17 protein-coding genes, 1 pseudogene and 1 other annotated feature are annotated in these 21,566 nt (G+C 31.2%); of the genes and pseudogenes, 10 read left to right on the top strand and 8 right to left on the bottom strand.

Annotated elements, in window-relative coordinates; translation table 11 throughout:
- Nucleotides 1-41: 41 nt before the first annotated feature.
- Complete coding sequence (locus tag T473_RS0102595; protein WP_024620498.1) at nucleotides 42-1,562, top strand: class I SAM-dependent DNA methyltransferase; 1,521 nt, start codon at nucleotides 42-44, stop codon at nucleotides 1,560-1,562.
- On the top strand, nucleotides 1,552-2,682 hold the full coding sequence (locus tag T473_RS0102590; RefSeq protein WP_024620497.1) for a restriction endonuclease subunit S: 1,131 nt from the start codon (nucleotides 1,552-1,554) through the stop codon (nucleotides 2,680-2,682). Before T473_RS0102595 ends, T473_RS0102590 begins: the two co-directional genes overlap by 11 nt.
- A 335-nt stretch (nucleotides 2,683-3,017) precedes the next feature.
- Here the strand turns inward: T473_RS0102590 and recX are convergent, their stop codons facing one another.
- Nucleotides 3,018-3,656, bottom strand: a complete 639-nt coding sequence (recX, locus tag T473_RS0102580) for a recombination regulator RecX (RefSeq protein WP_024620496.1) — start codon at nucleotides 3,654-3,656, stop codon at nucleotides 3,018-3,020.
- Between the two features lie 259 nt (nucleotides 3,657-3,915).
- Here recX and nadD point away from each other — a divergent pair, with 259 nt between their 5' ends.
- The 4 genes and pseudogenes from nadD (at nucleotide 3,916) to leuS (ending at nucleotide 8,434) form a co-directional block, all read left to right on the top strand.
- Entirely contained in the window at nucleotides 3,916-4,608 is a 693-nt protein-coding gene (gene nadD / locus T473_RS0102575; protein ID WP_024620495.1) for a nicotinate-nucleotide adenylyltransferase, read from the top strand.
- Nucleotides 4,605-5,177 (top strand): bis(5'-nucleosyl)-tetraphosphatase (symmetrical) YqeK, encoded by a 573-nt coding sequence (yqeK, locus tag T473_RS0102570; protein ID WP_024620494.1) that lies wholly within the window; start codon nucleotides 4,605-4,607, stop codon nucleotides 5,175-5,177. Before nadD ends, yqeK begins: the two co-directional genes overlap by 4 nt.
- Nucleotides 5,178-5,265: 88 nt before the next feature.
- Nucleotides 5,266-5,616, top strand: coding sequence for a ribosome silencing factor (gene rsfS / locus T473_RS0102565; protein ID WP_024620493.1), 351 nt, complete (start codon nucleotides 5,266-5,268; stop codon nucleotides 5,614-5,616).
- A gap of 113 nt (nucleotides 5,617-5,729) precedes the next feature.
- Nucleotides 5,730-5,914, top strand: a binding site (T-box leader).
- A gap of 100 nt (nucleotides 5,915-6,014) precedes the next feature.
- Nucleotides 6,015-8,434 (top strand): annotated as a pseudogene (leuS, locus tag T473_RS19955) (leucine--tRNA ligase).
- 162 nt (nucleotides 8,435-8,596) lie between these two features.
- Here leuS and murJ read toward each other — a convergent pair.
- The 3 genes from murJ to aspD form a co-directional block, all read right to left on the bottom strand.
- On the bottom strand, nucleotides 8,597-10,132 hold the full coding sequence (gene murJ, locus T473_RS0102555; RefSeq protein ID WP_024620492.1) for a murein biosynthesis integral membrane protein MurJ: 1,536 nt from the start codon (nucleotides 10,130-10,132) through the stop codon (nucleotides 8,597-8,599).
- 375 nt (nucleotides 10,133-10,507) lie between these two features.
- Nucleotides 10,508-11,503, bottom strand: coding sequence for an asparaginase (locus tag T473_RS0102550; RefSeq protein ID WP_024620491.1), 996 nt, complete (start codon nucleotides 11,501-11,503; stop codon nucleotides 10,508-10,510).
- Nucleotides 11,504-11,642: 139 nt separating this feature from the next.
- Complete coding sequence (aspD, locus tag T473_RS0102545) at nucleotides 11,643-13,274, bottom strand: aspartate 4-decarboxylase (protein ID WP_024620490.1); 1,632 nt, start codon at nucleotides 13,272-13,274, stop codon at nucleotides 11,643-11,645.
- Between the two features lie 312 nt (nucleotides 13,275-13,586).
- Between aspD and ilvA the strand changes: the two genes are divergently transcribed.
- The 3 genes from ilvA to T473_RS0102530 all read left to right on the top strand — a co-directional run bounded on the left by ilvA (nucleotide 13,587) and on the right by T473_RS0102530 (nucleotide 18,415).
- A complete protein-coding gene (gene ilvA, locus T473_RS0102540) occupies nucleotides 13,587-14,798 on the top strand; it encodes a threonine ammonia-lyase (RefSeq protein WP_024620489.1) in 1,212 nt (403 codons plus the stop codon).
- Between the two features lie 157 nt (nucleotides 14,799-14,955).
- Nucleotides 14,956-15,336 carry a RidA family protein gene (locus T473_RS0102535; RefSeq protein ID WP_024620488.1) on the top strand — a complete coding sequence of 127 codons (381 nt, stop codon included), beginning with the start codon at nucleotides 14,956-14,958 and terminating at the stop codon, nucleotides 15,334-15,336.
- Nucleotides 15,337-15,748: 412 nt separating this feature from the next.
- Nucleotides 15,749-18,415: a cation-translocating P-type ATPase gene (locus T473_RS0102530; protein WP_024620487.1), complete on the top strand. Its 2,667-nt coding sequence runs from the start codon at nucleotides 15,749-15,751 to the stop codon at nucleotides 18,413-18,415.
- Nucleotides 18,416-18,503: 88 nt separating this feature from the next.
- Here the strand turns inward: T473_RS0102530 and T473_RS0102525 are convergent, their stop codons facing one another.
- From T473_RS0102525 to T473_RS0102505, 4 genes are all read right to left on the bottom strand, one after another.
- The gene (locus T473_RS0102525) at nucleotides 18,504-18,746 is read right to left on the bottom strand and encodes a hypothetical protein (RefSeq protein WP_024620486.1); all 243 of its coding nucleotides are present in this window, start codon (nucleotides 18,744-18,746) and stop codon (nucleotides 18,504-18,506) included.
- Nucleotides 18,747-19,012: 266 nt separating this feature from the next.
- Complete coding sequence (locus tag T473_RS16015; protein ID WP_051365847.1) at nucleotides 19,013-19,219, bottom strand: hypothetical protein; 207 nt, start codon at nucleotides 19,217-19,219, stop codon at nucleotides 19,013-19,015.
- Between the two features lie 301 nt (nucleotides 19,220-19,520).
- Entirely contained in the window at nucleotides 19,521-19,754 is a 234-nt protein-coding gene (locus T473_RS0102510) for a hypothetical protein (protein ID WP_051365846.1), read from the bottom strand.
- Nucleotides 19,755-19,869: 115 nt separating this feature from the next.
- Nucleotides 19,870-20,463: a TetR/AcrR family transcriptional regulator gene (locus tag T473_RS0102505; RefSeq protein ID WP_024620483.1), complete on the bottom strand. Its 594-nt coding sequence runs from the start codon at nucleotides 20,461-20,463 to the stop codon at nucleotides 19,870-19,872.
- 235 nt (nucleotides 20,464-20,698) lie between these two features.
- Here T473_RS0102505 and T473_RS0102500 point away from each other — a divergent pair, with 235 nt between their 5' ends.
- Nucleotides 20,699-21,544 (top strand): HAD family hydrolase, encoded by an 846-nt coding sequence (locus T473_RS0102500; protein ID WP_024620482.1) that lies wholly within the window; start codon nucleotides 20,699-20,701, stop codon nucleotides 21,542-21,544.
- The last annotated feature ends 22 nt before the right edge of the window (nucleotides 21,545-21,566 follow it).

Raw genomic sequence — 21,566 nt, 5'->3', positions numbered from 1 at the left:
ATGGACTTAACAAAAGGGTAATCATGGAGGATTTTAATATTATGTCAGTATCAGAAATAAAAATTGAAGAGAGTATGTGGTTATTGGCAGATAGATTGAGGGGAAGTATGGATCCATCAGAATATAAAAATATTGTATTAGGCTTAATCTTTTTAAAATATATATCAGAGACATTTGAAGAAAGATATGATGAGTTAAAAAATAATGAGAGCTCAAATGAAGAAGATAAAAGTGAGTATATAACGAAAAATATATTCTGGGTACCACAGAAAGCACGTTGGGAATACATAACAAAAAACTCCGAAAATAAAGATTTAGGTAAGATAATTGATAATGCTATGAGTATGATAGAAAAAGAGAATCCATCTCTAAAAGATGTATTGCCAAAGGATTTTGCAAAGCCGCAATTAAATGCGTCGAAATTAAGAGATGTAATTGATCTATTGAAATTTAAAGTCAGTGATGCAGATAGTCAGTCCAAAGATATACTTGGAAGAATTTATGAATACTTTTTAAGTAAATTCGCAAGTGCTGAAGGAAAAGCAGGAGGTGAGTTTTACACACCGAGATCAGTCGTTAAATTATTAGTTGAGATGTTAAAGCCTTGTAAGGGTAATGTATACGATCCATGTTGTGGATCTGGTGGATTATTTGTGCAGTCTGAAAGGTTTATAGAAGATCATAAAGGTAAACCCGGAGATATTCGTATATTCGGACAGGAGTCGAATCCGACAACTTGGAGAATGTGCAAGATGAACTTAGCACTCAGAGGTATTGACGGAGATATAGGAAAGAGCAATGCAGATACATTTCACAATGATTTACATAAAGATTTAAAAGCAGATTATGTATTGGCAAATCCGCCGTTTAACATAAGTGATTGGGGCGGAGAAAAGCTAGAAAATGATAACAGATGGGTGTATGGAATTCCACCTCAGGGAAATGCAAACTACGCATGGATACAACATATAATATCGAAGTTATCTGACAAAGGTAGAGCTGGATTTGTAATGGCAAATGGAAGTTTATCTACAAAAAATATTTTAAGTGAGTATGAAATACGTAAAAATCTAATTGAAAATGATTTAGTTGACTGTATAGTTTTACTACCCGCACAGATGTTTTATTCAACTCAGATACCAGCGTGTTTATGGTTTTTATCAAACGATAAAAAAGGAAACAATAAATCTAGAAAAGGTGAAATCCTGTTTATAGACGCAGGTAAAAAAGGATTTATGGCCGACAGAATCCATAAAGAATTTGCTGAAGATGAAATTCATGAGATATCTAGAACATATCATGCTTGGAGAGGAAGTATTGACCAAGAGTATAAAGATATTCAAGGGTACTGTAAAGTTGAGACTATTGAAAATATAATTAAAAATGATTATATTTTAACTCCAAATAGATTTGTTGGTGTAGAGTTAGAAGAAGAAGATACAGAGCTATACGATGATAAGATGAAAAGATTAACTAAAACTCTAAATGAGCAATTTAAAAAATCTCATAAACTTGAAGATGATATCAAAAGAGTACTTGGAGGAATTGGTTATGAAGTATAGCGATGTTAGAATAGAAGATATATTTGTAGCTCGTTACGGAAAGTCACTTCCAAAGTTGAAGAGAAAAGAAGGAAATGTAAAAGTTTATGGCTCTGGAGGAGTAATAGGATATCATAATAAAGCCTTAGTAGAAGGTCCAGCAATAATACTCGGTAGAAAAGGAAATATAGGAAGAGTATTTTATGAGGAGGAAGAGTTTTTTCCTATAGATACGACTTACTATATTGAAGAAGACAGCTCTTATGATCTGAAATTTATATATTACTTATTGCAGACACTTAATCTTGAGAAGCTAAACACTCATAGTGCGGTACCAGGACTTAATAGAGAAAATTTATACAGTCTAAATGTAAGTATACCTGATAAAAGCAAACAAATTGCTATAGGTAAAATATTGACTTTATTTGATAGCAAGATAGAATTAAACAATGTTATAGTGGATACAATTGAGGAAATAATCTCAGGGATATTTAAAAGGTGGTTTAAGGATTTTGAATTTCCAGACTCAGATAAAAAGCCATATAGAACAAATTCTGGAGAATTTATCGAAAGTGAATTCGGGCAAATACCAATTGGATGGAAGATTTCAGAACTATCTCAATTAATAAAGATAAAATCCGGAAAAAGACCTGAGAATACTAGAAAAAAGTACAACAGTGAATATAGAATCCCTGTAGTTGGAGCAACTAAAATAATAGGTTATACAAATGAGGCACTTGTTGAAGGATCGATAATAACGACAGGTAGAGTTGGAACACATGGATGTATTAGACGATATGACCAGCCTATTTGGATATCAGACAATGCGTTTTATATAAGGAGTGAATATGAAGAATACATTTACCAAGTAATGAAGTATATTGATTATTATTCACTAAATAGAGGGTCGACTCAACCTCTTATAAGCCAAAATGACCTCAAAAAGTATCCGATGTTATTGCCCCCTATAGGAATAATAAAAGACTACGAAGAAAGAGTATCTCTGTTATCGAAAGAAATTGATACGTATAAAAAAGAAAATATGACATTGAATTTTATAAAAGCAACTATAATGCCAAAGCTTATATCTGGAGAAATCGAACTTCCAAGTTACGATAAGGCAATAGCTTTTAACTATTAGAAGTTTTTATACAGTAATAAATATAAATAGTCTATAAATTTATAAACAAATAATAGGCCAATTGAACGAATTGATATCAGTAAATATTATTATTCGTTCAATTGGCCTATATCTTTTTAAAGTTAACTTATGCTTCGAGAAAATCTCCATTTCTGTTGTTTAATCGAGTCGTTTTAATTACATGATATCATAAATATTAATTACTTAAGACTTTCTTCTTTGTACAACTTAAAAACATTGTATATTCCAAGCATAAAGCTTAGTGCTCCGATAATAATCTTAGTCATCACAAACCTCCAAGTAAGTTGATTATCTATAAATTATAGCATATAAATCTACATATCATATTCATCAGTATTTAAAAGCTTATCCAAAACCCTCTTTACAGTATTGTAGTCGAAGCCTTTATAAGAAAGATGCTGATACAGTTTTTGGTAGGCCTTTCTTTTTTCTAATTTATTTACTTGAGCATATTTTTTCTTAGCTAAATACATTGCATTTTCAAACTCTACATCATCGTCGATATCGGAAATTGCATCGTTTATATCTTCTTTTTTTATACCCTTTGTGTACAGATTTTGCTTGATCTTATTTTTACCCCATTTGTTAAGATGAACATTTTTATTGGTTAGTTTATGAGCTAACGAATTGTCGTCTATTAATTTATATCCTTCCAAAAATTCAACAACTTGGTCTATAATGTGCTCGTCGAAATCTTCAGTAAGTTTGTCTCTCATAGTTTTTTCGGATTTATCTGAACGAGTAAGCATATTTATCGCTTTGTTCTTTGCTTTTATAAACATTTCCTTATCAAGCATTTCTTTTAAACTTTCCTCATCTATAGAGTCGCCTTTTTTTAGATTGAATGAGTAAATAAGTTCTTTATACACTCCTACAAAGTATTTATCGTCTACATAAATACTTACTCTATCTTCGTTTTTTTTCTGTGCCTCTAGTTTTGTAATTATTGCCATAATATTATCCTTTCCAATTTTAATACTTATAAATCTTTATATAAATTATTATACTACAATTAAAAATATATTTATAAAACTAAAATACTAAAATATAAATTGCATTTTTAGATAAACTATAAATAACTAACAAAATGTTTTCTGCTATAGCACTATACTACAAAATATTCTAATATAAATTATGAAAAAACATTTATATACTTTAAGAAATCTAAAAAAATGATACAATATATAGTATAACATTAAAAGGAGACTTAATATGAAAATAGATGATCTAGTTAAGACCGCTGTCAAAGAAAATGCTGAAAAACTAGAGAGATTTAAACACAGTTCGAAAAAAATAAAATTAGGTATTCTAGGAGGAACGTTTGACCCAATTCACTATGCTCACTTAGCTACTGCTGAATTCATTAGAGATAAATATAAGTTAGACAAAATAATATTTATTCCATCGGGGAATCCTCCACATAAAAAAAGTATAGTTACCGATAAAAAAGATAGGTACAATATGGTTCTTTTAGCAACTGAAAGTAACGATGATTTTTTTGTATCAGATATTGAAATTAAAAAAGAAAAGAGATCTTATACCGTTGATACATTAGAAATGTTAAATCAGTGTTATAAAGATGCAGAGTTATATTTTATTACTGGGGCTGATGCTATATGCGGCATTGAAGAGTGGAAAGACGTAAAGCGTAACTTTGAACTCGCAACATTTATAGCGGCGACTAGACCTGGGATAAGCCTTCTTAAGGCACAAGAAACAATTGAAAAGCTAATCAAAAAATACGATGCAGATATTATTACTGTTTACGTACCTTCACTGGATATATCTTCAACATATATTAGAGATCAATTAGAAGTTGGAAAATCTGTTAGATATTTGATGCCAGATAGTGTAGAGAAGTATTTATACGATAAAAAAATATACAGTATGGAGATGAGTAAATGAACATAGAAGAGATTAATCATAAACTTAGTACATTGTTACCAAAAGGAAGAGTTAATCATTCTTACAGAGTTGCGGATTGTGCTGTAAAACTGTCTAAATTATACAACTGCGATGAAGAAAAGGCGTATTTAGCTGGTATTGTTCACGATGCAGCTAAATGCTTAAAGGATGATCAAGTTAAGGATTATGTAGAAAAATATGAGATTTACCTCGATCCTATTGAAGAAAATAACTTAGCTTTATCACATAGTGTAATAGGGTCATATATAGCTGAGTACGAATTTAATATAAAGGACAAAGAAATAACTAATGCTGTAAAATACCATACCACTGGAAAAGAAAATATGAAACTTCTTGAAAAAATTATATACATAGCTGATTTAATTGAAGATGGAAGAACACTGCCACATGTGCAACATCTTAGAGATTTGTCATATGGAGGAAAATTAGATGAAGCTTTACTTATCTCATTTAATAATACGCTTAATTTTGTTATAAAAAATAATAATTTGATACATCCTCGCACAATAAGTGCAAGAAATTACTTAATTAAAGAAATGTTATTATAATTTAAGTTTTATGGTATAATAACTAATAGATTTGTTTAGTAGAGATTTGATTTATGAAAGAGAGGATTATTATATGGCATTTGAACAAATGACAGTAGACCAAATGACAAAAGTTATATACGACGCTATTGAAGATAAACTTGGCAAAGATACAGTTATCATTAATGTTGGAGCAGTATCAAGTCTATGTGATTACTTTATTATAACTACAGCTTCATCACAGAGACAAGTTAAGGCTATCGCAGATTCAGTAGAAGAAGAAATGACGAAAAACGGTATGGAGCCTAGAGGTAAAGAGGGCTATGATACTAAGAACTGGATACTTATAGACTATGTAGATGTTATGGTTCATGTATTTGATGAAGATAACAGAGGATTTTACAACTTAGAAAAGTTGTGGAGAGATGCTCCTTATATAGATGTCGAAGGTTTAAAATAAATATTTACAAAAAATATTGACAATAAAAAGTATGTATGATATTATCTTAAATACTTAACAAAGTTGTTGATATATTTTGTATAGTTAGAATATTTATAAAATTAGAATTATTTACAATAGACTAGAGTAGTAGGAAAGTATACTTTTAAAGAGAGTTAGTGGTTGGTGTGAACTAATACTGTATATATCCGAACTTGCTAGATTAAATCTATTGACCTTAGCTGGTTTAAAAGCTTTGAGAGAGTTCAAAATTTTGAGCTAATTAGGGTGGTACCGCGATGATATCCTCGTCCCTAAACGTAATGTTTAGAGATGGGGATTTTTTAGTTTCTAAAAACAATAAAAGTCATGATATGTTTAGGCAATTATAAAAAATATTTAAATATAGGAGGTATTATATGAGCGTTTATAATTTTAAAGAAATAGAAAGCAAATGGAAAAAGATATGGGAAGAAACAGGTCAGTACAAAGTGGATACAAGACAGGCTGATAAGCCAAATTACTACACTTTAGAGATGTTTCCATATCCATCTGGACAAATACACATGGGTCACGTTAGAAACTACTCTATAGGTGATGTAGTTGCTAGATTTAAGAAGATGGAAGGGTTTAATGTGCTTCATCCAATGGGATGGGACTCATTTGGACTTCCGGCTGAAAATGCTGCTATAAAAAATGGAATACATCCACACATATGGACTATGAAAAACATAGAAGAAATGAAGGATAAGCTTAATTTACTAGGTGGAAGTTACGATTGGGATAAAGAGATAGCTACATCTACTCCAGAATACTATAAATTTACTCAAGAGATATTCCTAAAATTATTAGAAAACGGATTAGCTTACAAAAAGAAATCACTAGTAAATTGGTGTACGTCTTGTGAAACAGTTCTTGCAAATGAGCAGGTTGTTCAAGGGGGATGTGAAAGATGTGGATCTCCTGTTGTTAAGAAAGATCTTGATCAGTGGTATTTCAAGATAACAGACTTTGCAGAAGAGTTGTTGGAAGATTTAGATACACTTGACGGATGGCCAGAAAAAGTAAAACTTATGCAAAAGAATTGGATAGGAAAGAGTGAAGGAGCTGACATAGACTTTAAGATAGCAGGTACTGATAAAACTATGACAGTATTTACTACTAGACCAGATACAATATACGGAGTTACATGTATGGTATTGGCACCGGAGCTAGATTTAGTTAAAGAATTAGTAGCTGGGACAGAGTATGAAAAAGATGTAGAGAACTTTGTAACAGAGATGTACAAATATAGTGAAATAGAGAGAACATCAACTGATACAGAAAAGCAAGGTATGTTTATAGGCAAATATGCTATAAATCCAATAAACGGGAAAGAAGTTCCGATATGGATAGCAAACTATGTTATGCCAGACTACGGAACAGGCGTTGTAATGTCAGTACCAGCTCATGATGATAGAGATAAAGAGTTTGCACAGAAGTATAATATAGAAATAATTGATGTAATAGATGATGATGGAAAAATGATAAACTCTGAAGAGTTTAATGGAATGGATAATAAAGACGCGTTCAAAAAATAATAGAGAAGGTAGAAACTTATAAATTAGGAAAGAAAACAGTAAACTACAGACTTAGAGATTGGTTGCTATCAAGACAAAGATACTGGGGATGCCCTATACCTGTTGTGTACTGCGACGATTGTGGAATAGTTCATGAGAAGAAAGAAAACTTACCAGTATTACTTCCAACAGATGTTGAGTTTACAGGGAAAGGAGAGTCGCCTCTTACTACTTCAAAAGAATTTATGAATGCAACTTGTCCAAAATGCGGAAAGCCAGCGAAAAGGGAAGTTGACACAATGGATACATTTGTCGATTCATCTTGGTACTTCTTAAGATATACGGACAATAAAAATGAGGAAGAAGCATTTGACAGCGATTTAGCGAATAAATGGCTTCCAGTAGATCAATATATAGGTGGAGTAGAGCATGCCATCCTTCACTTACTTTATGCAAGATGGTTTGTAAAAGCATTCTATAAAATGGGAATGGTAAACTTTAGAGAGCCATTTAAAAACCTGCTTACTCAAGGTATGGTGCTAAAAGATGGCACTAAGATGAGTAAATCAAAAGGAAACACAGTATCTCCAGTAGAGATAATTGAAGAGTACGGTGCAGATACAGCTAGATTATTCGTGCTGTTTGCAGCACCACCAGAGAGAGATCTAGAGTGGTCAGAGCAAGGTGTTGATGGATGCTTCAGATTCCTAAACAGAGTTTACAGACTAGTTGACGAGTTAAAAGATATAGTTAAAGAAGACACTTCATTTGGCGAAATGACTAAAGAAGATAAGCATATGAGATTTACAGTAAACACAACACTTAAAAAAGTTACTGAAGACTTAAGTGAAAAATTTGGATTTAACACTGCAATATCAGCTCTTATGGAATTGATAAATGAAGCGTATAAATACAAAGAATTAGATACTAGAAATAATGCAGTTTTAAAAGAATGTGTAGAAACAGTAATAGTAATACTTGCTCCATTTGCACCTCACTTAGGTGACGAGCTTTGGTCTATAATAGGTAAAGAGGGAAGTGTATTTAGTATATCTTGGCCAAAATACGATGAAACTGCACTAGTTCAAGATGAGATAGAAGTAGTTGTTCAAGTAAATGGAAAAGTAAGGGACAAAATGAATATACCTGCTAATACAAGCAAAGAAGATTTGGAAAAATTAGCTATGGATAACAATAAGATAAAAGAACTTGTTGAAGGTAAGACAATAGTGAAAATAGTTGGAGTACCTAATAAACTTGTTAATATAGTTGTAAAATAATTTTTAAATATTAGTCTAATGAAGTTTATAAAGTAATGATAATAACCATAAAAGTGAGCCTGTAATGTATTAACTGATAAAATTGAAACTTGATTTTATCAGTTAATACATTACAGGCTCATTTAATTATAAAAATAATTCGTTTATGATATAAAGTATATTTTATTTTACATTATTTCTTTTAAACCTATTTTTTAGTATTTCTATAAAATAATCGGTTGCATCAATTTTTAACATTAAGATTATTATAATATATACAATTGCCCCTGCAGTAACTGAAACCAATAGCGATATTAGTTCACTTGTGGCAGAGAGTTTTTCGAACACTGTTAAAACTACAACTGCCATTATCCCTGATGTAAAGGAAATTTTTATAAAGCTTATAATCATATTTGTTGCGTTAAGATGTCCTATTTTCTTTCTCAATTGATACATCAAGAAACATACTGCTAGTATTGCTGATATACTTGAACCTAGGGCTAACCCAGGAGCTTTTAAATATCTAATTAGTATTAGGTTGAATACGATGTTGAAGAAAACGCATAATAGACTGTTCTTCATCGGCGTTTTGGTGTCGTTTAATGAATAATAAACTATTACAACTATATCTCTGATTCCACTAGCTAACATACCTATAGCATAAAAAGCTAAAACTTGTGCTGATAGAACTGTAGCGCTACTATCGAATTCACCACTTTCAAATAAGACTCTTATTATAGGCTCTGAAAGTATAAAAGCGCCTACAGATATTGGTAGAGTTACTAATGTGATTGCATTGATCGATAGAGATAAATTATCTTTTAACTTTTGTATATTTTTGTTGGCTCCTAATTTTGAAAATAAAGGATACATAACTGATGTTATTGAAGCTACAAATAATCCTGTTACAAAGATATTTAATCTGTAACCGTAATTTAATGCTGATAATGAACCTTCAGCTAGTGTGGAAGCTAGATTTTTGTCTACTAAACTGTTGACTTGATTAGCAGAAGCTCCTATCAAAATTGGAACTATCGCTAAAGCCATACGCTTTACATTTTTGTCTTTTAGATTAAATTTTAATTTATATTTAAAACCTTTCTTACAACAAAATGGAATCAGAAAAAGAATTTGTGCCAAAAATGCAAAGACGGTACCATATCCTAATATTCCAACCCCAAAATTTTTACTGAGGTATACTGAGATTATTATGGATATATTGTATGGTATGCTCATAAGGCCTGTTATTAAAAAGTAATTGTGTATTTCCAAGTACGCTTTTAGTATGTACGTAACACTAACCAAACCGACAGAAAATAAAACTATTCTAGTTAATTGTATCGTAAGTGCTAATGTCTTTCCTGTAAATCCCATAGCGAATAATTTGACTAAAGGTTCAGTAAAAACCCATCCAAATACTACTACTACCAAAGAAAAAATTACAATAATATTTATAATATTACCAGTAAACTCGAGAGCTTTTGAGCGTCCGTCATTCTTTTCTATTTTTGTATATATAGGCATATACGTACTCTGTATAGCAACACAAAACAATCCGATAAAAGCCACTGTGATGATATTTAAAGACATAAAATAAGCATCAGATATGGCACCTGCGCCATAGACCTTTGCAATGACAACATCTCTAAAAAATCCAAGAACCTTTGAAATCATGGTTGCCGCAAAGAAAATAAATGCGGATTTAACTGTATTAGACATAAAGTTTACCTCTTTTCTATAATTAACGAAAAAGATTACTAGCTAAATCGAAGTTTGGATATTTTCAACTTAATTAAATAACTATAATATCCAATAGATTTTGGCATAAGTAATCTTTATAACTAAAAAGCAATTTAAATTTTGTTAACATATATAGCAATTTCAGACATATTATTTATATAATGATTATATGGAAAATGAAATAATTTAGCAAGTACGTTTTATCAATTAGATCGAACAACAAAGTAAAATTTATATAATTATGAATAAAAAAAGTGCTGGGACTACGATACAGTGGATAGAGAATACATAGATGACGTAATCATTGTATAACTGTTATTCTCTATTCACTGTCATCATAGGATTCAGCACTATTTAACAGTAAATTCCTTTTTCAAATATATCTTTTATACTATCTAAGTCATCATTTTTACCAAGAGCTAGTATAAGTTTAATTCTAGCTTTTTGTCCTGGAAGATCTCCACCAAAAATACAACCAAGGTTTCTAAGATCTCTACCAGATCCATAGTATCCGTAACTATCTAGAACTCTACCAGAATGGCATCTTGAAACGACCACTACAGGGATGCCTTTCTCTCTTGCATACTTTATACCAGAGAACATGCTAGGAGGAATATTACCTCTTCCCATACACTCAACAACAATTCCTTTGTAGCCTTGGTCAACTGCATATTTTATAAATAGATCATCTTCTCCAACACATGCTTTAAATATAGCTACTTTAGGTTCGACTTTATCTGTCTTTATTACTGATCTATTAACTATATCTCTATTTAAAACAAGTTCATTACAGTCGATCACACCAAGAGGACCGCTAGTTAACGATTGGAAAGTATTAAGTGCAAGTGTGTTTGTTTTAGTTGCCTCTGAAGCCAGTAATACTTCATTGTTTAAAACTACCAAAATTCCTTTGCCTATTGCATCTTTTGATATTGCAGTACATACAGCTGCCGATAAGTTGCTTGACCCATCGTAACCTAGCTCAGAACTACTTCTCATAGCACCAGTAACAATTACTGGTTTTATACTGTCTATTGTCAGATCTAGAAAATAAGCCGTTTCCTCTAAGCTGTCTGTTCCGTGCGTTACAACGACACCAGTTATATCTTCTCTATCTAGAAGTTCATTTATATAGTTTCTAAGTTCCATCATTATTTCAGGCGTAATATGTGGGCCAGGTATCTCAGCGAAATTAAAAACTTCAATATCTGCCACTTTATCTATATTAGTAACCATTGATAGGATCTGCTCACCTGATAATGTTGGTATAGCAGCTCCAACAGTATCATCTACTGTCATTGAAATCGTACCACCAGTAAAAACTATTGCGACTTTTTTCTTTATACTCATAGTATCTTCCCTCTTTTACAATTAAAATATTATCCGATTGAAATTATATCAGAAAAACATATCTTGGTCTATTACAATATCTATTAAAATCCCTATATTATGACAAACATTTTATCGATCGATATTTAAAAGTTTAAATTTATGATTTTTTAGTTTTGTTCCATTCATTTACATATTCTGAAAGTATATTATTAATTGCATTACCTATATCTGTATACGCATCATCGTTTAAGTTTGCAAGCGATATACGAAGTGACCACTTTGGACCTGCAAAGCCATCGCCGCTTAATAGTACAGTGGAGTAATCATTTGCAAGTTTATAAAGTATATCGACTAAAGAGTATTTCTTATTTATAAATTCGAAAAATTCGTCTCCATGATAAGCTTTAGCCCATTTTTCTATACTTAGAATCGTATAGTAAGCTGCATTGTTTTGTTCAAGTTTTAATGGGAAATCTAGTGCATTGTAAAGCAATTTAATACGTCTATGACATATGCTTATACTAAGTTTTTTGTATGCGTCTACTTTATCTATCAAAGCGAAGGCAGAAAAGAAGGCCATCTGAACCTGTTGTGGAGTAGACAGACCAGCAGTGTGATTAAGAGCAACCATTCTACTATCTGCAACAACCCTCTCCATAAATGTTAAATTTGATGGATCTATGCTCATGTCACTGTATCTCTTGTTTACTGATGCTTTTAAATTCTCTGAGAGAGATTGAATTCTTTTATCAAATATATTTTTTTTGTGAAGAGCAAATGTTCCAAGTCTCCATCCGGTTACACCAAAGTACTTAGAGTAAGAGTAAACTCCAATAGTGTTGTATGGAAGTCTAGACATTAGTGATTGGAAATTGTTTACAAAAGTACCGTATACATCATCTGAAATTATCATAAGGTCTTTGTTGTAGTTTTGTACAACATCTATAAGGTTAGAATATGATTTTTCATCAAGCGCTACTGAAGCTGGGTTGTTAGGATTTACTACAAATAAAGCTTTTATAGATTTATCCTCAAGTTTTTTAAGCTCTTCTCTAGAGTACTGCCATGTATTATTTCCGTCTTTGTCAACTGTGTCTGCGTATACGTGGACTATCTCGAAGTTGTATCTAGGTAGATGAGGGATCTCCAAGTAAGGTGTAAATATAGGAGTCATAATAGCAATTTTATCGCCTCTTCTAAGAAGTTCATTTGCCATAAGCGAATCAAATATATAGCACATTGCGGCAGTAGCTCCCTCAACTGCAAATATTTCAACATCTCCGTATTTTCCATCTATGTCGTATTTCATTTCTTTTACTAGGTATTCGTGCACGATTTTTTCTATATGAGGAAGCATTCTGTCTGGTAGTGGGTAGTTGTCCCCAATAATACCGTCTGCAAGTTCGTATATAAAATCATCCTCATTAAAATTGAGTTCATCTATTCCATAATCAATAATTTCTTTGGCTAAATGTGCTCCAGGCATATCTATATTTTTGTTTATATAATCGTAAAATCTTTCTGCTATACCTTCTTTTTTAGGCATACCCGATAAATTTCCAAGGTCCCAGTTTCGTCTAGATTCAGAGACAGAAAAGTTACCAAAAGTAAAGAATGCCTCTCTAGCTGTTGAATTTGTCCAGTTAGGGTTTCCACGTCCAGCATCATGTAGTGGACGATTATTTTCCTCAGCAGTGAACTTCGCTATATTTAAAAGTTTATCCTTAAATTCGAATGGACTTAATTTTCCATACATATTTTTTATTTCTTGATAATTATAACATTTCATTTAAACTCCTCCTTTTATAGTAGATTAAACAAATTTTTAGAAGTTAAATCATACAAATTTTTTATTAAAAATATTTATACTTTAATTATATATGGTTATATAAAAAAGTAAAGTGGTTTAATAAACTTTTATAAAAATTTAACTTTATATAATAAGTTCTTTTAAACTAAATGTATTATTTATATCTTTGATGAAAAGAATACAAATAATCTATAATACTAATTAAAAAAATTCAAGATGTTGATTTTTTTGACAAAAAAATATAGAATCTAAGTGTAAGATATAAAATATGTTCTACAGGAGTGAGTAAAAATGAATAAAGTAACATTAGAAGATGTTAAGAGTGCAAGAGAGACCATCAAAGATATAGTTAAAAAAACTGACTTGTTGGAAAGCGTTAAACTTAGTGAAAAAACTGGTTCTAGAGTTTTTTACAAATGTGAGAATCTACAAAAAACAGGTTCTTTCAAACTAAGAGGAGCATGTAACAAGATTGCAAACTTAACAGAAGAAGAAAAAGCATGTGGCGTAATAGCTTCTAGTGCTGGGAACCATGCACAAGGGGTTGCTTATGGTGCAAAAATGACTGGTATAAAGGCTACAATAGTTATGCCTGCTACAGCACCAATAGCTAAAGTAAGTGCTACTAAGGGTTATGGAGCAGAAGTAATACTTAATGGTACTGTATACGATGATGCTTTTGCTAAAGCTGTTGAAGTTCAAAAAGAAACAGGAGCTACATTCCTACATCCATTCGATGACAAATATGTTATAGCTGGACAAGGAACTATAGGTCTAGAAATATTTGAGCAATTAGACAGTAATGTAGATACTATACTTTGCCCAATCGGTGGCGGTGGTATAATATCTGGGATAGCGGTTGCAGCAAAAGCTCTAAACCCAAATGTAAAAATAATAGGTGTTCAAACAGAAAATATACCATCAATGAAAGAATCAATGGAAAATGGAAAAATAACTTCAGCATTTAAAGATACTACAATAGCTGATGGTATTGCAGTTAAAACTCCTGGAGATTTAACTTTCGAAATAATTCATGAGCTAGTTGATGAAGTAGTAGTAGTTACTGAAGAAGAAATAGCAGATTCTATACTATTTATGATGGAAAGTCAAAAATTAGTTTCTGAAGGAGCGGGTGCGGTTTGTACAGCAGCTTTACTAAGTGGAAAATACGTTCCTGAGAAAGATGAAAATGTTGTATGTATAATATCTGGAGGAAATGTAGATGTTAACGTTCTTTACAGAATTATTGGTGTAGCTTTAGCTTCAGAAGGAAGAAGATTCTCTTTCACTGTAGTGATGGACGACAAACCAGGCAACTTTGCTAGACTTGCAACTCTAATAAGTGAAAATGGCGGAAACGTATTAACAGCAAACCAAGGTAAAATATCAGCAGGGGAGTCTCTAGGAAAACAAAGCGCTGAGTTTACATTAGAAACATATGGTTTTGATCACATAAACAAATTAACTGAAGTTATAAGAGACAACGGTTTTACAATAATTTAATGATTCAACCTATGGACTTAAGAAAAGATTTTACAGTAAATAGATAAATTTATGACAAAAACTTTTCCATAAAGTGAAAAAAGGTTATAATAATAAAGTATATTGATGATTTTGATATACAAAATTTGATTTATTAAAAAATTAGGAGGAATTTATTATGAAATTCGATGTAATACATACAGACAATGCTCCTGCAGCATTAGGACCATATTCTCAAGCTATAAAATCTGGAAACATGTTATTTGTATCAGGACAAATACCACTAGTACCAGCTACTATGGAACTTGTAGAAGGAGACGTTAAAGCTCAAACTGCTCAATCATTAGAAAATCTTAAAGCTGTTCTTAAAGAATCTGGAGCAGATTTCTCAAATGTAGTAAAAACTACAGTATTTATAAAAGATATGGACCAATTTGGTGACATAAACTCAGTTTATGCTGAGTACTTTGGTGACAACAAACCAGCTAGAGCTTGTGTTGAAGTTGCTAGATTACCAAAAGATGTATTAGTAGAAATAGAAGCAATAGCTATGTTATAAGATTATTAAAATTCATTTAATGTATAGAGCAGAGTAAAATATGCGATAACATTATATGCTACTAAATTGCCACCATTAGAGAAATGGTGGCAATTTATTTTATAGTAAACTACAGAAAAGGTTTTTGTAGACAATTTAATTGATTTAGTATATAATACTAGTATAAATTAATAAATAACTACCTCGAAGGGGAGTAGCTGACACGAAAGTGATGATTGGTCGTCAAGACAGTAGAGATACTCGGTCAATCAACAAGTTAACCTTGATAGCAAGACCTTCGAAACAGATGCAGTTGTATTTGTTTCGAAGGTTTTTTTGTTATCAAGGTTTTTTATTTATTAATTAGGTCATTATAGTATATATATTACTATAGAGACATAAAATAACTTTATTAAACTAGGAGGAATGTTGCATGTCTTACAAAAACGATTATGAAGAAGTAATCAAATCTTTAGGCTCTAGTTTGGACGGACTAAGTAAAAAAGAGGCATCAGAGCGATTAGAGAAAAACGGATCAAATGAACTAAAGGAAACTGATAAAGTTCCTACATACAAATTATTCTTAGAGAGCTTTAAAGATCCGTTAGTAGTAATTTTAATAATTGCAGGTGTAGTACAAATGGTTCTTGGCGAACGAATAGAATCACTTATTATATTTGCAGTTATAGTTCTAAATTCAATACTTGGAGTAGTTCAGACTAAGAAGGCAGAGAGCTCACTAGATAGTTTAAAAGTACTTTCTGCACCAAATGCAAAAGTTATAAGAGATGGAGAAAAAAATACACTGCCAGCGAGGGAATTAGTAGTTGGAGATATTGTATTTTTAGAGGCAGGAGACTATATACCTGCTGATGGTAGAATTATAAACTCACAATCTTTAAAAGTTGAAGAGGGAATGCTTACTGGAGAATCAGAAGCTGTTCTAAAAAATACAAATAAGATTGACGAAGATGTAGCTCTAGGAGATCAGATTAATATGGTTTTCAGTGGATCCATGGTTGTATATGGAAGAGGAAGTTTTGTAGTTACTAAGACTGCTATGGAGACAGAAATGGGTAAGATAGCATCTATGATAGAGAGTGCAGAAAAGAAAGCTACACCTCTACAGAAGAAAATAGATGAATTCAGTAAAAAACTAGGTATTGGAATAGTTATACTTGCATTACTTATATTTGGGATACAAGTAGCAAGAGGGTACATGACTGGCGGAGAAGGCGAGATGTTTGGTATAGTCGTAGATTCATTTATGTTTGCTATAGCTCTTGCAGTTGCAGCTATACCAGAGGCATTATCTTCCATAGTTACAATAGTCCTTGCAGTAGGGACTAATAACATGGCTAAAAACCACGCTATAATTAGAAAGTTACCAGCTGTTGAAACTTTAGGATCGACAAGTGTGATATGTACTGACAAAACTGGTACACTTACTCAAAATAAAATGACAGTAGTTGATGGATATCTTTATGGAGCAGAGGATTTTGAAGTAAATAACAAAAATATAAAAAATTCTTATCATGCAAAGTTATTAGCTCTTGTATCTGCACTTTGCAACGATTCACAGATAACTAATACTGGAAAAGAGATAGGTGATCCAACCGAAGTAGCTTTAATTAATTACTCAAATAAAAATGACTTAGATTACGATAAACTTAGAAATAAATACACTAGACTTGATGAGATTCCATTTGATTCTGACAGAAAGTTGATGTCTACTGTAAACAGTATTTATGGAGATGCAATACTTCTTACAAAAGGCGCACCAGATATAGTTTTCAATAGATGTAAATATGTATTAAATAATGGAGAGACAGTAGAGCTTACAGAAGATATACTTTCAGAGTATAAAAAGAAAAATGAAGATTTCTCAAATAGAGCACTTAGAGTACTGGCATTTGCTATAAAAGATGTTCCAGACTCAGGATTTGAGCCTAGAATTAGCGACGAAAATGAAATGACATTAGTTGGACTTTTAGCGATGATAGATCCACCTAGGGAAGAAGTGATAGATGCCATTAGAAATGCAAAAAGCGCAGGTATAAAGACCGTAATGATAACTGGAGATCATAAAACAACAGCTAGGGCAATAGCTAAAGAAATAGGGATAATTAAAGAGGGAGATATTGCACTTACTGGTAAGGAGCTAGATGAACTTACAGATTCAGAGTTAGACACTGACTTAGATAGAATAAGCGTATATGCTAGAGTATCACCAGAAAATAAGATAAGAATAGTTAAAGCATGGCAAAAGAAAAACAAAATTACAGCTATGACCGGAGATGGTGTAAATGACTCACCTGCACTAAAACAAGCGGATATAGGTATTGGTATGGGAAGTGGTACTGATGTTGCTAAGGATGCTTCAGCGATGATATTAGTAGATGATAACTTTGCGAGTATTGTGAAGGCAGTTGAAGTTGGTAGAACTGTTTACAGCAATATCAAGAAATCAATAACTTATTTATTTGCAGGCAACCTAGGTGCAATAATAGCAATACTATTTGCAGTATTTGCAGGATGGTCAAATCCATTTACAGCACTACAGTTACTTTTTATAAACTTGGTAAATGATTCGCTTCCAGCTATTGCACTTGGTTTTGAAAAAGCAGAAAAAAATGTAATGAAGAAAAAGCCAAGAGATCCAGACGAAGGTATACTTGCTGGGGGAACACTTCAAATAGTATTATTTAGAGGTATAGTAATAGGTATTGCAACAATAATAGCTCAGAAAATAGGCATGATAGTTTCTCCTGAAATGGGAGTAGCTATGGCGTTTTCAACACTAATACTTTCTAGAATAATTCAGACGTTACCAGCTCGCTCAAATGAACAGACATCATTTGGAATAGGATTTTTCTCAAATAAGTATGTATTAGGTGCAATGGTTATATGCTTTGTACTTTATGGTGTAACATTAGTTCCCGGACTTAGAGGAATATTCTCGATACCAATGGGATTTGGATTTAGAGAACTTTCTATATGTTTTGGATTGGCATTATCAGCATCAGTAGTTATGGAGTTAAAGAAAATTATCTTCAATAAAAGAAGAATTTCTGTTGAATCTATAGACTCAGAAATTTAATTTTAAGAAGTATATAAAATAAACCTACAGACAGTAAAGATATTATCTTTCAGGCTGTAGGTTTTTAATTTTCTATGTATATTAAATTTTAATTTAAACTTGACATCATATATATAAAAATAGCATTAATTACTGCAAAGGTAGCTCCTAAAGAGCCTAGTACAAAACATACTATAGAGCCAATATGTTTACCTTTACTTGAACTTTTATTTGTGGTTGCTAAATAAAAACCTATAAGAATCATAGCTATAGCAAAGACAATATGTGCAGTTATAAGTATGGGAGAAGCTTTTATAATAAAGTTTATTAAATTAGAAAATGATTCTAACAAAGTATCAACCTCCATTTCTAGTATAAAAAATTGAAATTTACTTAAGTAAATAATTATAAATATATAAATAGAATTGTACCATATAAATAGCAAGAATTCGATAAATTATATTTAATAGAATTCAAATGATAACAATAATAACAAAGAATAAAAAAATAGATAAAAATAAACCTATAGATTGCACAAATTGTAATAATGTACACTCTGTAGGTTTTATTTAAAAATAAATTATTGAAATTAATCAATTGTAGAAGTATAGATGGCTCCTAAAATTCCAAGTCCACCCAAAACAATCGCCCATTTTTTGAAGATAAAACTCCAAAAGCGATAAGTCCGGTACCAACAGTTCCATTTGTAACAGCACTAATCTTAAAAGCTAGTTTAGATGGTTTTGGTATTGCTATTTGTATACCCACTAAATCATTAGTTTTTTCAGTTGTAGTGTCAAGAACCTTAACTATATATCCTAGCATTTTCTCACCCCCTTTAGCTTAATTAGATAGAGTAAATATGAAAAAAACATTAATTATAGCACTCAATGTACTCAAAACAGAGAATGATATACATACTATAGCGCCAATTTTTTTCTCTTTACTCGAATGTTGATTATTTTTATTTAAATATATCCCCAAAATTAACATGCATATAGCAAAAACGATATTGATCGCACTAGATATAGGAGAAACTCTTAAAATAAAGTTTATTAAATTTGAAAAAGATAGTGTCATTTTTAGCCCCCGATTTTAGTGATAAATTGTATTAATTAAATTATTATTAGTCAAATGTAACAATGCAGATAGCCCATAAAACTCCAAGTGCACCTAGAACAATTGCCCATTTGCTTGAAGATAAAACTCCGAAAATAATAAGTCCAGAACCAATAGTTCCATTTGTAACAGCAGTGACCTTAAAAGATCGTTTAGATGGTTTTGGTAATGTTATTTGTATGCCAAAATCATTTATTTTTTTATTTGTAGTATCAAGAACCTTAATTATATTTTTAAACATTTTCTTATCTCCTTTATATTCTAATTAGACATAGCATACTTGCAAAAATATTCACTAGCGCCATATGTACTCGAAACATAGAATGATATACAAACTATGGCGCCAATTTTTCACTTTACTCAAAAATATCATCTACCACTTTATTAAGTATAAATTGAAATGCTCCATTGTAATCACAAGAACTCGATAAGTCGCCTTTAGATGCTATAGTAGAAAATAAAAGTGAAAATACAGAAAAAGCTATATCTTCATCGACTTTAAGTTTTAAATTCGCTTTTTGTATAGATTTACAGAAAAGATCAGCATTGTACGATTCAAGTGTCTTAATTTTTTCTTCTGAAAATTTCTTATACAGGGCTAGGAAGTCAGGAGTCTTTGTATTGTATAAAAATGGCTTACTTTCGTATTCAAAGTAGAGTTCATTGACTGCAATCAAGAAACCTTGTTTGGTGGAGTTTAGTGATATTGCATCAATGAAATTTTTATTTGCTGTAGTCTGTACTTCGCTAAGTGTTTCGAAAAAGAGGTCTTCTTTTGAAGTGTACAGGCTGTAAAATGCACCTGTAGAAATACCAGCACGAGAAGCCAACTCTTTTATACTCGTTTCCTTATATCCTTGTGACACCCAAAGTTCTTTGCAAATATCTATTAAATTTCTTCTAATTTTATTTTTATCTTCAGTTGTAAATACTTTTACACCTCTGGCCATAATTTACTCCTATCCTATCTTATGAATATATCATACGAATATTTTTAATATATATTCATATAATAAGTATAATACATAAAATTGTCAATAGGCTAATGATAAAAGTAAATATTTTTGCAGAGTTTATATAATAAAAGTTATTACAATTGATATTGCAAAAATTATGTTATAATTTAAATAGGGTAAAACATTATAAACATTTATACAATATAGGCAAAGGTTGTGAATTTAAAATATGCAATATAAACTAATTGTGACTGATATGGATGGAACTTTATTAAATAGAGAGCAAGAAATGACCCCAAAAAATAGAGAGGCAATTGATTTTGCTATAGAAAACGGAGTTAGTGTAGCTTTGGCATCAGGTAGGATGTACGATTCTGCTAAGCAACATATAGAGTATCTAAATATGGATATACCTATTATTGCATGTAATGGTTCGTTGATAAAATCATCAAATGGTACACTTATATATTCAAATAAGATAGACACAGAATTATGTCTAAAGGCAGTAGAGGTATTGGAGAAATATAATGTATACTACCAGTGTCAACATGAAGATCTGTTATTCTGTAAAGAATCAGATAATAAAGACAGTAAATACTATAAAATAAATGAGTTTATGAAAACTCAAACCAAAGTCGTAATAGAAGACGATTTAAAAGATTCTATACTAAACAACGATATATTGAAATTTACTATTATTGAAGAAAACAATACATCTATTTTGCCAGTTATAAAGGAAGAATTAGAGAAAATAGAAGGTCTAAAGATAACATCTTCTTGGGAAAATAATATAGAGATAATGAGTGAAGGTGTAGATAAAGGACAAGCTATAAAAATGTTATGCGAGCATTTAAACATAGATAGAAGTGAAATAATGGCTTTTGGCGATAACTACAATGATATAGAGATGTTGGAGTACGCAGGGCTTGGAGTTGCAATGGGCAACTCAAATGACGATATAAAAGAGAGTGCTGATTACGTTACTGATACTAACGAAGAGAGTGGATTCGCGAACGCGATTTTTAAGTTTATGTATACTGATGAAGTTGGTGACTTAGCTACAAATATAAAATAATTTTTAATATGAGGTGAATAGA

This window comes from Clostridioides mangenotii TR, assembly GCF_000498755.1.
Taxonomy (GTDB): Bacteria; Bacillota; Clostridia; order Peptostreptococcales; family Peptostreptococcaceae; genus Metaclostridioides; species Metaclostridioides mangenotii_A.
This window is presented reverse-complemented; position numbering and strand designations above follow the sequence as displayed.

Bases quoted from the DNA above. Each gene is read 5' to 3' on its own strand.
- T473_RS16015 (WP_051365847.1), bottom strand. From the start codon at position 19,219: ATGCTAGGATATATAGTTAAGGTTCTTGACACTACAACTGAAAAAACT.
- rsfS (WP_024620493.1), top strand. From the start codon at position 5,266: ATGACAGTAGACCAAATGACAAAAGTTATATACGACGCTATTGAAGAT.
- T473_RS0102590 (WP_024620497.1), top strand. From the start codon at position 1,552: ATGAAGTATAGCGATGTTAGAATAGAAGATATATTTGTAGCTCGTTAC.
- T473_RS0102505 (WP_024620483.1), bottom strand. From the start codon at position 20,463: ATGGCCAGAGGTGTAAAAGTATTTACAACTGAAGATAAAAATAAAATT.
- yqeK (WP_024620494.1), top strand. From the start codon at position 4,605: ATGAACATAGAAGAGATTAATCATAAACTTAGTACATTGTTACCAAAA.
- recX (WP_024620496.1), bottom strand. From the start codon at position 3,656: ATGGCAATAATTACAAAACTAGAGGCACAGAAAAAAAACGAAGATAGA.
- aspD (WP_024620490.1), bottom strand. From the start codon at position 13,274: ATGAAATGTTATAATTATCAAGAAATAAAAAATATGTATGGAAAATTA.
- T473_RS0102510 (WP_051365846.1), bottom strand. From the start codon at position 19,754: ATGTTTAAAAATATAATTAAGGTTCTTGATACTACAAATAAAAAAATA.
- T473_RS0102500 (WP_024620482.1), top strand. From the start codon at position 20,699: ATGCAATATAAACTAATTGTGACTGATATGGATGGAACTTTATTAAAT.
- nadD (WP_024620495.1), top strand. From the start codon at position 3,916: ATGAAAATAGATGATCTAGTTAAGACCGCTGTCAAAGAAAATGCTGAA.
- T473_RS0102550 (WP_024620491.1), bottom strand. From the start codon at position 11,503: ATGAGTATAAAGAAAAAAGTCGCAATAGTTTTTACTGGTGGTACGATT.
- T473_RS0102595 (WP_024620498.1), top strand. From the start codon at position 42: ATGTCAGTATCAGAAATAAAAATTGAAGAGAGTATGTGGTTATTGGCA.
- murJ (WP_024620492.1), bottom strand. From the start codon at position 10,132: ATGTCTAATACAGTTAAATCCGCATTTATTTTCTTTGCGGCAACCATG.
- T473_RS0102535 (WP_024620488.1), top strand. From the start codon at position 14,956: ATGAAATTCGATGTAATACATACAGACAATGCTCCTGCAGCATTAGGA.
- T473_RS0102530 (WP_024620487.1), top strand. From the start codon at position 15,749: ATGTCTTACAAAAACGATTATGAAGAAGTAATCAAATCTTTAGGCTCT.
- ilvA (WP_024620489.1), top strand. From the start codon at position 13,587: ATGAATAAAGTAACATTAGAAGATGTTAAGAGTGCAAGAGAGACCATC.